Source organism: Streptomyces sp. NPDC029044 (genome assembly GCF_040637495.1).
Classification (GTDB): domain Bacteria; phylum Actinomycetota; class Actinomycetes; order Streptomycetales; family Streptomycetaceae; genus Streptomyces.
On the sequence record NZ_JBEZWN010000036.1, the window covers coordinates 41,203 to 53,232 of the forward strand.

The 12,030-nt window shown below is 73.2% G+C and carries 14 protein-coding genes; 2 read left to right on the forward strand and 12 right to left on the reverse strand.

Features of this window, described 5'->3' with window-relative positions:
* Nucleotides 1-5: 5 nt before the first annotated feature.
* The 10 genes from AB0E85_RS25575 to AB0E85_RS25620 form a co-directional block, all read right to left on the reverse strand.
* A complete protein-coding gene (locus AB0E85_RS25575; RefSeq protein WP_102910506.1) occupies nucleotides 6-341 on the reverse strand; it encodes an Lsr2 family protein in 336 nt (111 codons plus the stop codon).
* Nucleotides 342-609: 268 nt separating this feature from the next.
* Nucleotides 610-1,143 (reverse strand): amino-acid N-acetyltransferase, encoded by a 534-nt coding sequence (locus AB0E85_RS25580; protein ID WP_361931433.1) that lies wholly within the window; start codon nucleotides 1,141-1,143, stop codon nucleotides 610-612.
* Between the two features lie 9 nt (nucleotides 1,144-1,152).
* A complete protein-coding gene (locus tag AB0E85_RS25585) occupies nucleotides 1,153-1,626 on the reverse strand; it encodes a BlaI/MecI/CopY family transcriptional regulator (protein WP_361931436.1) in 474 nt (157 codons plus the stop codon).
* A gap of 147 nt (nucleotides 1,627-1,773) precedes the next feature.
* A complete protein-coding gene (locus AB0E85_RS25590) occupies nucleotides 1,774-1,959 on the reverse strand; it encodes a hypothetical protein (protein WP_361931439.1) in 186 nt (61 codons plus the stop codon).
* Between the two features lie 18 nt (nucleotides 1,960-1,977).
* Nucleotides 1,978-2,622, reverse strand: coding sequence for a hypothetical protein (locus AB0E85_RS25595; RefSeq protein ID WP_361931442.1), 645 nt, complete (start codon nucleotides 2,620-2,622; stop codon nucleotides 1,978-1,980).
* Nucleotides 2,623-3,049: 427 nt separating this feature from the next.
* Nucleotides 3,050-3,847, reverse strand: coding sequence for a type III pantothenate kinase (locus AB0E85_RS25600; RefSeq protein ID WP_361931444.1), 798 nt, complete (start codon nucleotides 3,845-3,847; stop codon nucleotides 3,050-3,052).
* A gap of 15 nt (nucleotides 3,848-3,862) precedes the next feature.
* On the reverse strand, nucleotides 3,863-4,837 hold the full coding sequence (gene nadC, locus AB0E85_RS25605) for a carboxylating nicotinate-nucleotide diphosphorylase (RefSeq protein WP_361931446.1): 975 nt from the start codon (nucleotides 4,835-4,837) through the stop codon (nucleotides 3,863-3,865).
* 5 nt (nucleotides 4,838-4,842) lie between these two features.
* Nucleotides 4,843-6,552, reverse strand: coding sequence for an L-aspartate oxidase (locus AB0E85_RS25610; RefSeq protein ID WP_361931449.1), 1,710 nt, complete (start codon nucleotides 6,550-6,552; stop codon nucleotides 4,843-4,845).
* Nucleotides 6,549-7,550 carry a pantoate--beta-alanine ligase gene (gene panC / locus AB0E85_RS25615; protein WP_361931451.1) on the reverse strand — a complete coding sequence of 334 codons (1,002 nt, stop codon included), beginning with the start codon at nucleotides 7,548-7,550 and terminating at the stop codon, nucleotides 6,549-6,551. Before panC ends, AB0E85_RS25610 begins: the two co-directional genes overlap by 4 nt.
* Nucleotides 7,547-8,485 carry a DUF2520 domain-containing protein gene (locus AB0E85_RS25620; protein WP_361931454.1) on the reverse strand — a complete coding sequence of 313 codons (939 nt, stop codon included), beginning with the start codon at nucleotides 8,483-8,485 and terminating at the stop codon, nucleotides 7,547-7,549. The genes panC and AB0E85_RS25620 overlap by 4 nt, the downstream gene beginning before the upstream one ends.
* Nucleotides 8,486-8,666: 181 nt before the next feature.
* On the opposite strand from AB0E85_RS25620, the gene AB0E85_RS25625 reads away from it, so the two are divergent.
* Nucleotides 8,667-9,848: a beta-eliminating lyase-related protein gene (locus tag AB0E85_RS25625; protein WP_361931457.1), complete on the forward strand. Its 1,182-nt coding sequence runs from the start codon at nucleotides 8,667-8,669 to the stop codon at nucleotides 9,846-9,848.
* On the opposite strand, the gene AB0E85_RS25630 is transcribed toward AB0E85_RS25625, so the two are convergent.
* Nucleotides 9,841-10,014: a hypothetical protein gene (locus tag AB0E85_RS25630; protein WP_361931460.1), complete on the reverse strand. Its 174-nt coding sequence runs from the start codon at nucleotides 10,012-10,014 to the stop codon at nucleotides 9,841-9,843. The two genes, AB0E85_RS25625 and AB0E85_RS25630, sit on opposite strands and share 8 nt — an antisense overlap.
* Before the next feature lie 159 nt (nucleotides 10,015-10,173).
* Between AB0E85_RS25630 and AB0E85_RS25635 the strand changes: the two genes are divergently transcribed.
* Nucleotides 10,174-11,280 carry a DUF5937 family protein gene (locus AB0E85_RS25635; protein ID WP_361931462.1) on the forward strand — a complete coding sequence of 369 codons (1,107 nt, stop codon included), beginning with the start codon at nucleotides 10,174-10,176 and terminating at the stop codon, nucleotides 11,278-11,280.
* Between the two features lie 23 nt (nucleotides 11,281-11,303).
* On the opposite strand, the gene AB0E85_RS25640 is transcribed toward AB0E85_RS25635, so the two are convergent.
* On the reverse strand, nucleotides 11,304-11,972 hold the full coding sequence (locus AB0E85_RS25640) for a response regulator transcription factor (RefSeq protein WP_033310325.1): 669 nt from the start codon (nucleotides 11,970-11,972) through the stop codon (nucleotides 11,304-11,306).
* Nucleotides 11,973-12,030: the final 58 nt, after the last annotated feature.

Genomic DNA, 12,030 nt, shown 5'->3' on the forward strand with positions numbered 1-12,030 from the left:
GCTGATCAGCCGTTGGCCTTCTCGTAAGCCTCGCGGATGGTCGCGGGAACACGGCCGCGGTCGTTGACCTCGTAGCCGTTCTCCTTCGCCCAGGCGCGGATCGCCGCGGTGTCCTGGCTGCCGCTCGAAGCCGCGCGCGCCTTTCCGCGCCCGCCCGAAGCACGGCCTCCGGTACGCCGACCGCCCTTCACGTAAGGATCGAGAAGGCCACGGAGCTTGTCCGCATTGGCAGTGGTGAGATCGATCTCGTACGTCTTGCCGTCCAGCGCGAACGTCACGGTCTCGTCCGCCTCGCCACCGTCGAGGTCGTCGACAAGAAGGACCTGAACCTTCTGTGCCACCGGATTTCCTTTCATCGATATCTTCAAGGGCCGGGGGAGTGCCGGCGTCCGCCGTATCGCCGTCCCCTGTTATATGCAGTACTGCAGTACCTCGGAAAGCAAACCGCTTTTGCCGGGAAAACACAAACCCCCGGCAGAGACCGGCAGCCCGGGCTCGGTCCGGAAACGTGCGCGTTTCGGACATAGGGCACCGGGGCAGGGGCGGGCGTCGCGGAATATGCCTTGACGAACCGGCCGGACGCTCTTGCGGCCCTCTAGCGGCGGACGATCACAGATGCAGAAGCATCCGGCTGTTGCCCAAGGTGTTCGGTTTCACTCGTTCGAGTCCGAGGAACTCCGCGACACCCTCGTCATAGGAACGCAGCAGCTCCGCGTAGACATCCGTGTCGACGGGCGTCTCGCCGATCTCCACGAAGCCGTGCTTGGTGAAGAAGTCGACTTCGAAGGTCAGGCAGAAAACACGGCGAACGCCGAGCCAGCGGGCGGTCTCCAGCAACTTCTCCAGCACCCGGTGCCCGACGCCCGCCCCCTTCAGGCCCGGCTTCACCGCGAGAGTGCGGACTTCCGCGAGGTCTTCCCACATCACGTGCAGCGCGCCGCAGCCGACGACCTCGGCGTTGTCGTCCCGTTCCGCGACCCAGAACTCCTGGATGTCCTCGTAAAGCGTCACCGTCGCTTTGTCGAGCAGGATGCCGCCGCGGACGTAGGCGTCAAGGAGGCGGCGCACGGCCGGGACATCGCTGGTGCGGGCCCGCCGGACGGTGATGGCTTTTGCGGTGGCTTCGGGGCTCTTCGCGGACATGACCGGACGCTATCGCCCACCGAGGTCCTGAGCGGAGGCGGGGTTCTCCGGGAGGCCTTGTCGGGGTTCCGCTCGTTCGGCCGGTTCTGCGGATTCCGACGGTTCGGTCGGTTCCTGGGTTTCCGGGCCCTGGACGATGCGTACGGCATCGCTGAGCGACCGGCGCTGTTCCTCGCTCATCATGCCGAAGAAGGCGACGAGAGCGGCTGCGGGGTTGTCGCTCTGCGACCAGGCGTCGTTCATCAGGGCGGCGGCGTAGGCGGCGCGGGTGGAGACGGCCTCATATCGATAGGCGCGGCCTTCCGCCTCGCGGCGCACCCAGCCCTTCTGATGGAGATTGTCCAAAACGGTCATCACGGTGGTGTACGCGATGGACCGCTCCTTCTGAAGATCTTCCAGGACTTCTCGAACGGTCACCGGGCGGTTCCACTTCCACACCCGCGACATGACCGCGTCTTCGAGTTCTCCCAATGGGCGAGGCACGCTCAGAACAATAGTGGGAGATCCCGGTTATGGCGTGGCGGACGTGCGCTTCACCGGCGAACAGGAACAAAAAGGGCGTACGACTCGAAAGTGCGGGCGCCGCGAGGTGCGGGTCCGCCGAGTCGTACGCCCTCGGAGGGAGTGGGGTCAGGCGTCGGCCTTCGGTGTCGCGGCGGGCCGGCCGGCGCCCTCCGCGCGCGCGAGGGCGGCGTCCACGGCCGCGTCCTCCTTGGCCTTGTTGGCGCCGCCCTGTGTCTTCACGATCACCCGGATCACGCCGATGAAGAAGACGGCCATGACGGCCGGGGGCAGGAGCGCGGAGACGTAGTCCATGGCTCCAGGGTAGCCACGTCAGCCCGCGGCGAGCTGCTGGGGGTTGGCCGGGGGCGGCGGTGTCGGCTTGCGGCGCGGGAAGACCTCGCCCGGGGTGGGGATCGGGCGGGAGGGCTTCGGGGTGCCCGGGGCCGGGGCCGGGGCGGGCTTGGGTGCCGGGGGTTTGCGTGCGGGCTTCTTCTCGGGCTGCTTCTCGGGGTCGTCCCCCGCGGAGGCGCCGCGGCCCCCGGGGAGCGCCAGCAGGCGGGTGCGTGAGCCGGGGACGGTGGCCGCGGAGAGCGGGACGGGGGTGAGGGGGGTGACCGTGCAGCGGTCCAGGAGGGCCGCGGCGGCGGGGTTGCCGCGCAGGGCGCGCAGGGCCGCGAGGTCGTCGGGCAGGGGGCGGTAACCGGCACCCAGCGCCTCGTCCAGGAGGGCGAGGTAGCCGGCGGCGGTGCCGGGGAGGGCGGCGCGGTACCGGCCCAGGTCGGCCACGAGGAAGGCGCGCAGCCTGGCCCCTTCCCGCAGCGCCTCGTCGAGCGACTCTGCGAGACGGAGACAGTCCTGGACGTCGTCGGACGAGGCAGGGGTGGGGTGGAGGGCAAGGGCGAGGGCGCGGCGGAGCACACGCAGCTCCTCCGCGCCGAACGCCAGACCGCCGCGGGATCCGTATGGCGTGGGCATGCGGCGACGATACGCGCTAATCAGACAAATCTCGCATAGGGGGCGGGTGTGGCGTGGGGGACCACTCGTCCCGCCCAGAGCGTCATGGACGCGGCCACCGACGCCTGTCGAGAACGGACGCGCTCACTTGCCGCCGTGGACAGCACGCGGCCGGGACCCGCGGCCCGACGCACCGGGCGCCGCCGCCGGCACGCCCCCGCCCGCCGGGGCGCGGCGCAGAACCGCGGCCCGAGCCCCGCCACGCACCCCCGCCCACCCCCGGCAGACCCCTCACACCGATGCGCTCACTTGCCGCCGTGGACAGCACGCGGCCAGGACCACGGCCCAGACGCCAGGCGCCGCCGCCGGACACGCCCCCGCCCGCCGGGGCGCGGCGCAGAACCGCGGCCCGAGCCCGCCACACACCCCCGCCCACCCTCGGCAGACCTCACATGCGCGACACGTTCCGCTCGTAGACCAGCCGCAGTCCGATCAGCGTCAGCCACGGTTCGTGCTCGTCGATCACCGAGGACTCGCCCAGGACCATCGGCGCGAGACCGCCGGTCGCGATGACGGTGACGTCGTCGGTGTCCTGTGACAGCTCGCGGGCCATGCGGGTGACCACGCCGTCGACCTGGCCCGCGAAGCCGTAGATGATGCCCGACTGCATCGCCTCGACCGTGTTCTTGCCGATGACACTGCGCGGCCGGGCCACCTCGATCTTGCGGAGCTGGGCGCCGCGGACGCCCAGGGCCTCGACGGAGATCTCGATGCCGGGGGCGATGACCCCGCCGACGTACTCGCCGCGCGCACTGACCGCGTCGAACGTCGTCGCCGTGCCGAAGTCGACGACGATGGCCGGGCCGCCGTAGAGCTCGACCGCGGCGACCGCGTTGATGATGCGGTCCGCGCCGACCTCCTTGGGGTTGTCGGTCAAGATCGGCACGCCCGTCTTGACGCCCGGCTCGACGAGGACCGCCGGGACGTCGCCGTAGTAGCGGCGCGTCACCTCGCGCAGCTCGTGCAGGACCGAGGGGACGGTGGCGCAGATGGCGATGCCGTCGATGCCGTCGCCCAGTTCGTCGCCGAGGAGCGGGTGCATGCCCATCAGGCCCTGGAGGAGGACCGCCAGCTCGTCGGCCGTGCGGCGCGCGTCCGTGGAGATGCGCCAGTGTTCGACGATCTCGTCGCCGTCGAACAGGCCCAGGACCGTGTGGGTGTTTCCTACGTCGATCGTCAGCAGCATGGCCCGCCCCGCTCCCTACTCCGCCGGCCGCAGGTCGAGGCCGATGTCCAGGATCGGCGAGGAGTGGGTGAGGGCCCCGACGGCCAGGTAGTCGACGCCGGTGTCCGCGTAGGCCTTGGCGTTGTCGAGGGTGAGGCGGCCGGAGGCCTCCAGTGCCGCGCGGCCCCCGACGATCGCGACGGCCTCCGCGCACTGCGCCGGCGTGAAGTTGTCCAGCAGGATCAGGTCGGCGCCGGCGTCCAGGACCTCACGGAGCTGGTCCAGGGTGTCGACCTCGACCTCGATGGGGACGTCGGGGAAGCGCTCGCGGACCGCCTGGAAGGCCTGGGCGACACCGCCCGCCGCGACCACGTGGTTGTCCTTGACCAGCGCCGCGTCCGAGAGGGACATGCGGTGGTTGACGCCGCCGCCGCAGCGGACCGCGTACTTCTCCAGGGAGCGCAGGCCCGGCGTGGTCTTGCGGGTGTCGCGGACCTTGGCCTTGGTGCCGTCCAGGACGTCCGCCCACGCGCGCGTGGCCGTCGCGACGCCCGACAGGCGGCACAGGATGTTCAGCGCGCTGCGCTCGGCCGTGAGGAGGTCGCGGGTGCGGGTGGTGACGGAGAGGAGCTTCTGTCCCGCCTCGACGCGGTCGCCGTCCTCGGCGTGCCGCTCGATCTCCAGCTCCTCCTCGCAGACCACCGAGACGACCGCCTCGGCGATGCGCAGGCCGGCCACCGTGCCGGCCTCGCGGGCGGTGAAGTCGGCCGTGGCCACCGCGTCCTCCGGGATGGTCGCCACGGTCGTCACGTCCACGCCGTGGGCCAGGTCCTCCTGGAGGGCGACGTTGGCGATGTCCTCGACCTCGACGGGGTCGAGGCCGGCGTCGGCCAGGAGCTGGGCGAGTGCGGGGTCCAGGCCGCACTCCAGGTATGCCTCGTCGTCCGCGCCGCAGGCGCAGCCGTCTGAGCAGCCTCCTGAGGAGGCGAGGGGAAGGTCGGGGGTGCTCACGTCGGTCACTGCTCCTGGGGGGCCTGGGGCGGGAAAGTCGTCGGGGGGAAGTCTGTGGTGTCCGTGGTGTGCACGGCCAGCGTGCGGTCCGGGTTCAGGGTCACGACGATGTGCCGGCGCCAGGCGCTGTCGTCGCGCTCCGGGCGGTCCTCGCGCCAGTGGCAGCCGCGGGTCTCCTCGCGCAGCAGGGCGGCGGCGACCAGGACGCGGGCCACGCACAGGAGGTTGGTGGCCTCCCAGGTGTCGACGCCGGCCTCGGCCGTCTTGCCGTTCTCGGCGAGGGCCTCCCGGGCGTCGGTGTGCAGGCGCTGGAGCTGGTCGGCGGCCTTGGTGAGGGAGCCCGCCGAGCGCAGGACGCCCGCCCCGCCCGTCATGATCCGCTGGATCGCGAAGCGGGCTTCGGCGGTCTGGAGGGGGTGCTCGGGGATCTCCGGGTGCGGGACCGGCTGGGGCACGCGCGCGTGCAGGCCGTTCGCCGCGATGTCGGCCGCGATGCGCTCGGCGTAGACGAGGCCTTCGAGCAGGGAGTTGGACGCCAGGCGGTTGGCGCCGTGCACGCCGGTGCAGGCCACCTCGCCGCACGCGTACAGGCCCGGCACGGTCGTACGGCCGTGGGAGTCGGTGCGCACACCGCCGGAGGCGTAGTGGGCGGCCGGGGCGACCGGGATGGGGGCGGTGACCGGGTCGATGCCGTGGGCGCGGCAGGCGGCGAGGATCGTCGGGAAGCGGTGCTCCCACATCTCGGCGCCGAAGTGCCGGGCGTCGAGGTACATGTGCTCGGCGTCCTGCTCCTGCATGCGGCGCATGATGCCCTTGGCGACGATGTCGCGGGGGGCCAGTTCGGCGAGTTCGTGCTGTCCGGCCATGAAGCGCACGCCGTCGGCGTCGATCAGGTGCGCGCCCTCGCCGCGCACGGCCTCGGAGACCAGGGGCTGCTGGCCCTCCGCGTCCGGGCCCAGGAACAGCACGGTCGGGTGGAACTGGACGAACTCCAGGTCGCTGACCTCCGCGCCGGCCCGCAGCGCGAGCGCCACGCCGTCGCCCGTCGACACGGACGGGTTGGTGGTGGCGGAGAAGACCTGGCCCATGCCGCCGGTCGCGAGGACCACCGCGGGGGCGTGGACGGCCCCCACACCGTCGTGCTGGCCCTCCCCCATGACGTGCAGGGTCACACCGGCGGTGCGGCCCTCGGCGTCCGTGAGGAGGTCCAGGACGAGCGCGTTCTCGACGGTGCGCATGCCCCGCGCGCGGACGGCCTCGACCAGGGCGCGGGAGATCTCGGCGCCGGTGGCGTCGCCGCCGGCGTGGGCGATGCGGCGGCGGTGGTGGCCGCCCTCGCGGGTCAGTGCCAGTTCGCCCTCGGACTCGTCGAACCGGGCGCCGGTCTCGATGAGGCGGCGTACGGCGTCGGGGCCCTCGGTGACGAGGAGGCGGACCGCTTCCTCGTCGCACAGGCCCGCGCCCGCGACCAGGGTGTCGTCGAGGTGCTGCTCGGGGGTGTCGCCCTCGCCGAGGGCCGCGGCGATGCCGCCCTGGGCCCAGCGGGTGGAGCCGTCGTCGAGACGGGCCTTGGTGACGACGACCGTGCGCAGGCCGGCTGCCTCGCAGCGCAGGGCCGCGGTCAGCCCGGCGACGCCGGAGCCGACGACGACCACGTCCGCGGCGATGGACCACCCGGCGGCGGGCGCGTGCAGTCGTATGCCTGTGGTGGTCACGAGGCGGCTCCGAAGCTTCCGAAGGTGAGGGGGATGTTGTCGATCAGCCGGGTCGCCCCGACCCGGGCGGCGACGGCGAGGACCGCGTCACCCGTGAAGTCGTCCCCGATCTCCGTGAAGTCGGACGGGTCGATCAGGGCGAGGTAGTCCAGCGCGAGCGGCGGGTCGAGGCGCGCCGCCTCGTCGAGGACCTGGCGGGCGGCGGCGCGGACGGCCGCCGGGCCGCCCGGGACGGCCGTCGCCACGGCGTGCGTGTCGGCCGCCGCGCGGGACTCCCCTATGGCACTGAGCGCCTCGGCACGCGCGCGCGTGGCGGGCACTTCGCGGGCCCGGGCGCGCAGCGCCTCCTGCGCGGCGTGCCGGTCCTGGCCCGCGAACAGGGCCCCGGACAGGGCGAGGGCGGTGCGCCGCTCCGCGGCCGACAGGTAGCGGTTGCGGCTGGACAGGGCCAGGCCGTCCTCCTCGCGGACGGTGGGCACGCCGACGATCTCCACGCCGAAGTTCAGGTCCCGCACCATACGGCGGATCAGCGCGAGCTGCTGGGCGTCCTTCTGGCCGTACAGGGCGAGGTCGGGGCGGGTGAGGTGCAGGAGTTTGGCGACGACGGTGAGCATGCCGTCGAAGTGGCCGGGGCGGGAGGAGCCCTCCAGGCGCTCGCCCATGGGGCCGGCGGTGACGCGGACCTCGGGTTCGCCGCCGGGGTAGACCTCGTCCACGGAGGGCGCGAACACGACGTCCGCGCCCGCCTGCCCGGCGAGCTCGATGTCGGCGTCCAAGGTGCGCGGGTAGCGGTCGAGGTCCTCGCCCTTGCCGAACTGGAGCGGGTTGACGAAGACGGTGACGACGACCTCGCCGTCCGGCCCGGCGATGGTGCGCGCGGTGCGGATCAGTGTCGCGTGGCCCTCGTGCAGCGCGCCCATGGTCATCACCACGGCGCGGCGGCCCGCACGCGCGCGTGCGTGCAGTTCCTTCGCGGTGCGCAGCACAGTGGCGGTCATCGGGCGTCCCCTTCGGTGCCGTCGGTCAAGTCGGTCCCGTGGGCGAGTACCCCGAGGAGGTCCTCGGCGAGTTCCGGCTTCAGCAGGCCGTGGGCCAGCGCCCGGTCGGCGGTCGCGCGGGCCATCGCCAGGTAGCCGGCGACGGTCTGCGGGGCGTGCCGGCGCAGTTCGGTGACGTGCGCGGCGACCGTGCCCGCGTCCCCGCGCGCGACCGGGCCGGTGAGGGCCGCGTCGCCGGAGCGCAGGGCGTTGTCCAGGGCCGCGCCGAGCAGCGGACCGAGCATCCGGTCGGGGGCCGCGACGCCGGCGGAGCTCAGCAGCTCCATGGACTGGGCGACCAGCGTGACCAGGTGGTTGGCGCCCAGGGCGAGGGCCGCGTGGTAGAGCGGCCTGTTCTCCTCGGCGATCCACTCCGGCTCGCCGCCCATCTCGATGACGAGGGCCTCGGCGGCCAGGCGCAGTTCGTCGGGCGCGGTGACGCCGAAGGAGCAGCCGGCCAGGCGCTGGACGTCCACGGGCGTGCCCGTGAAGGTCATCGCGGGGTGCAGGGCGAGCGGCAGGGCGCCCGCGCGCAGGGCGGGGTCGAGGACCCGCGTGCCGTAGCGCCCGGAGGTGTGGACGAGGAGCTGGCCCGGCCGGACGGAACCGGTGTCGGCGAGGCCGGTGACCAGGCCGGGCAGGGCGTCGTCGGGAACGGTCAGCAGCACCAGGTCGGACCGCTGGAGCACCTCGGCGGGCGGCATCACCAGCACGTCGGGCAGCAGTTGCCCGGCACGGCGCCGGGAGGCCTCCGAGACGGCGGAGACGGCGACCGGGCGGTGCCCGGCGAGCTGGAGGGACGCCGCCAGCGCGGGTCCCACGCGGCCGGCGCCGACGACGCCGACGGTGAGCCGCGCGGGGCGGTCCTTGGGGTCTGGCTGTGGGGTTGTGTTCACTCGACGGCGGCCTTCCCGTTCCAGTCCGCTCCGGGTACCGGACGATTTCTCGTCATGTTAACGCGATCGGTTCGGGGAGCGTTCGGTCGTCCACAGGCTGTGCATGCCCGCGCGGCACCCCGGGGACGGCCCACGGAAATGCGGATGCCCGGCGCCTCCCGCGCGCGGGAGGATCCGGGGCATGACCGATACGGCGGAACACGACGACCCGGTGACGGACGAGGACAGGGGCGCAGGGCTGCGCGAGCGGCGGCTGGCCGCCCATCACAGGGCCCGGCGCGTGTTCGCGCGCTTCGGCTTCCAGCAGACCCTCCGGGAGCGCCTGGCGGTGCTGGCGGAGGCGCAGGGCGTCCACGACCTGGACCAGCTGTCCGACGTGTACGGCGACGGCGTCGTCGAGGCGCTGGAGACGAAGGTCGCCGGGCTGCTCGGCACCGAGGCCGCCGCGTTCTTCCCGACGGGCACGATGGCCCAGCAGGTGGCCCTGCGCTGCTGGGCGGGCCGCACCGGGAACCCGGCCGTCGCCCTGCACGCGCTCAGCCATCCCGAGGTGCACGAGCGCAACGCGTTCAGCGAGGTCGGGGGCCTGCGCACGCTGCGGCTGACGAGCGAGCCTCGGCTGCCGAGCGCAGCCGAGGTACGCGACTTCGAGGAGCCCTTCGGGGCGCTGATGCTGGAACTGCCCCTGCGGGACGCCGGTTTCGTGCTGCCCACCTGGGAGGAGCTCACCGAGGTCGTCCAGGCCGCGCGGGACCGGGACGCGGTGGTGCACTTCGACGGGGCCCGCCTGTGGGAGTCCACCGTCCACTTCGGCCGGCCCCTGGAGGAGATCGCGGGCCTGGCCGACAGCGTCTACGTGTCGTTCTACAAGTCCCTCGAAGCGTTCGGCGGCGCGGCGCTCGCGGGTCCTCGGGAGCTCGTAGAGGAGGCGAAGGCCTGGCGCCACCGGTACGGCGGGATGGTCTTCCAGCAGTTCCCGACAGTGCTGTCGGCGCTCACGGGGCTGGACCGGGAGCTGCCCCGGCTGCCGGAGTACGTGCTCCACGCGCGCGTGGTGGCCGCCGCCCTGCGCGAGGGGTTCGCGGCGGCCGGGGTGCCGTGGGCGCGCGTGCACCCGGAGGTGCCGCACACCCACGACTTCCAGGTGTGGCTGCCGTACGAGCCGGACGTCCTCGGGGAGGCCGCGGTGCGGGTGGCCGAGGAGACGGGGGTCATGTTGTTCGGCAGCGCCTGGGACCGGGGCGGGCCCGGGCTGGCGCTGACGGAGGTCCATGTGCGGTCCGCCGGGCTGGAGTGGACCGCCGAGGACGTGAAGGCGGCGGTGGCGGAGTTCGTGGCCCGGCTTCCGGAGCAGGTCAGGTAGGGCGCCGCCGCCACCGGCCCAGGACGTCCCGGAGCCCGCTGCGGGCCGGGCGGGAGCGCCCCTCCCGTACGGCCCGGCCGTCGTGCGTGCCCGGCGCGGGCGGGAGGGGCTCGCCCAGGGAGCGGGCGCGGTAGGCGTCGAGGAGGTGCTGCTGCGTGATGCTCATGGTGAATCGCCTTAGCGGGACGGGGTGATGGAGGTCCGAAGGCTCCGCGGCTGCCCCGGTGGCCCCACGGTGCGCCCGCGCCCCGCGTGCCGTCGCGTCGATTGACGAGGCCCGTCAATCGGCGGGGGCGTTGTCGGTGGCCGGGTGCACCATGAGGGCATGAGCGTGCACATCGACATCACGGGGCTGCGGCCGGAGGAGGCCGCCGTGGTGCCCTCGCCCCTGGCCGAACTCGGCATGGCGCTGCACGCGTTGTCCGAACCGGCGCACCACCCGGGGCTACAAGGCTGGGTGACGGGTGTGACGGCCCGGCTCGACCCGCATCTGGCCGACCGCATGTGCGAGGCGGACTTCCTGTGGCGGACGACGTTCTCGGACCTGTTCCTGCCCTGGGCGGGGCTGCCGGACCGGCGCACGCTCCCGGGCGCGACCCTCGCCGAGGAACTGGACCAGCTCGACAAGCTGTCCGACGAGCAGTTCGTGGACGCGGCAATGGAGTTCACCTGCGGCACCTGCTACGGCGAAACCGAACCGGCGACGCTGTCCGACCCGGAGACGCGCCGCCGGGCCCTGGAGCTGGCCGCCGCGCGCGGACCGCGGCAACTGCACTTCGGTCAGCGGCTGCTGGCGGACCCGCCCCGGATCCGGTCCTGGCTGCGGCAGTTCCTCCGGGACTGCGACGAGGCGTTCTTCGCGGAGGCCTGGTCCCGGCTGCGCCACCAGCTCGCGGCGGACGCCCGGCACAAGACGGACCTGCTGCGCCGCAAGGGCCTGGCCGAGGCGCTGGCCGCGGTGTCCCCGGCGATCACGCTCGACGAGGGGGCCGCCCGGATCACGGTCGACAAGCTGGGCGACGGCCGGACGGCCACCGGCGACGGCGGCCTGCTGCTCGTCCCGACCAGCCTGGGCTGGCCGCATCTGATGGTCCTGCACCGGCACGGCTGGCAGCCGGTGCTGCACTACCCGGTCGGCTCCCCGGAACTCGCCGCGCCGCAGACGCTCGAACAGCTGGCCATGCGGATGACCGCGCTGTCCCACCCGGTCCGGATGCGCATGTGCCGCCATCTGGCCCGCAGCGCGCACACCACCAGCGAGCTGGCACAGGTGCACGGCATGACGCCCCCGGAGATATCCCGGCACCTGGCCGTGCTGAAGAAGGCGGGCCTGATCACCACCCGCCGCCGCGGCCGCTACGTCCTGCACCAGCTGGACGTGACGGTGGTGGCCCGGCTCGGCAGCGAGTTCCTGGAGGGGATCCTCAGGTAGCCGGCGGGTGGCCGGTCCGCGGGTCAGCCGTGCCCGCCGGCCCGCACCAGCCCCGTCTCGTAGGCCAGCACCACGACCTGCACCCGGTCCCGGAGCCCGAGCTTGGTCAGGATGCGGCCCACGTGCGTCTTCACCGTCGCCTCCGACAGCACCAGCCGCGCCGCGATCTCGCCGTTGGACAGGCCCTGCGCGACCAGCACCATGACCTCGCGCTCCCGCTCGGTGAGCCGCTCCAGTTCCTTGTGCTGGGGCTGCTTGGTGCCGGGCAGCATCGGTGCGAAGCGGTCCAGCAGGCGCCGGGTGGTGGAGGGCGCCACGACCGCGTCGCCGCTGTGCACGGCCCTGATCGCGGCCAGGAGCTCCGCCGGGGGCACGTCCTTGAGCATGAAGCCGGAGGCTCCCGCCTTCAGCCCGGAGAAGGCGTACTCGTCGAGGTCGAAGGTGGTCAGGATGAGCACCTTCGGCGGGTCGGTGTCCGCGCAGATCCGGCGGGTCGTCTCCACCCCGTCGAGCTTCGGCATGCGGACGTCCATCAGCACGACGTCGACCTCGGTCGTCCGCAGTTCCTGGAGGGCCTCGACGCCGTCGCCCGCCTCCGCCACGACCTCCATGTCCGGCTGGGCGGCGAGCACCATCCGGAACCCGGTGCGCAGCAGCACCTGGTCGTCGACGAGCATCACGCGGATCGTCATCGGGCCTCTTCCCTAGGGGGTCGTTGAGGGGGCGTTACAGGTGTCAGTGAGGGGTGTG

Excerpts from the sequence above, each read along its gene's own strand:
- AB0E85_RS25580 (WP_361931433.1), bottom strand. The coding sequence starts at position 1,143 with ATGTCCGCGAAGAGCCCCGAAGCCACCGCAAAAGCCATCACCGTCCGG.
- AB0E85_RS25590 (WP_361931439.1), bottom strand. The coding sequence starts at position 1,959 with ATGGACTACGTCTCCGCGCTCCTGCCCCCGGCCGTCATGGCCGTCTTC.
- AB0E85_RS25595 (WP_361931442.1), bottom strand. The coding sequence starts at position 2,622 with ATGCCCACGCCATACGGATCCCGCGGCGGTCTGGCGTTCGGCGCGGAG.
- AB0E85_RS25600 (WP_361931444.1), bottom strand. The coding sequence starts at position 3,847 with ATGCTGCTGACGATCGACGTAGGAAACACCCACACGGTCCTGGGCCTG.
- panC (WP_361931451.1), bottom strand. The coding sequence starts at position 7,550 with ATGACCGCCACTGTGCTGCGCACCGCGAAGGAACTGCACGCACGCGCG.
- AB0E85_RS25625 (WP_361931457.1), top strand. The coding sequence starts at position 8,667 with ATGACCGATACGGCGGAACACGACGACCCGGTGACGGACGAGGACAGG.
- AB0E85_RS25630 (WP_361931460.1), bottom strand. The coding sequence starts at position 10,014 with ATGAGCATCACGCAGCAGCACCTCCTCGACGCCTACCGCGCCCGCTCC.
- AB0E85_RS25635 (WP_361931462.1), top strand. The coding sequence starts at position 10,174 with ATGAGCGTGCACATCGACATCACGGGGCTGCGGCCGGAGGAGGCCGCC.
- AB0E85_RS25640 (WP_033310325.1), bottom strand. The coding sequence starts at position 11,972 with ATGACGATCCGCGTGATGCTCGTCGACGACCAGGTGCTGCTGCGCACC.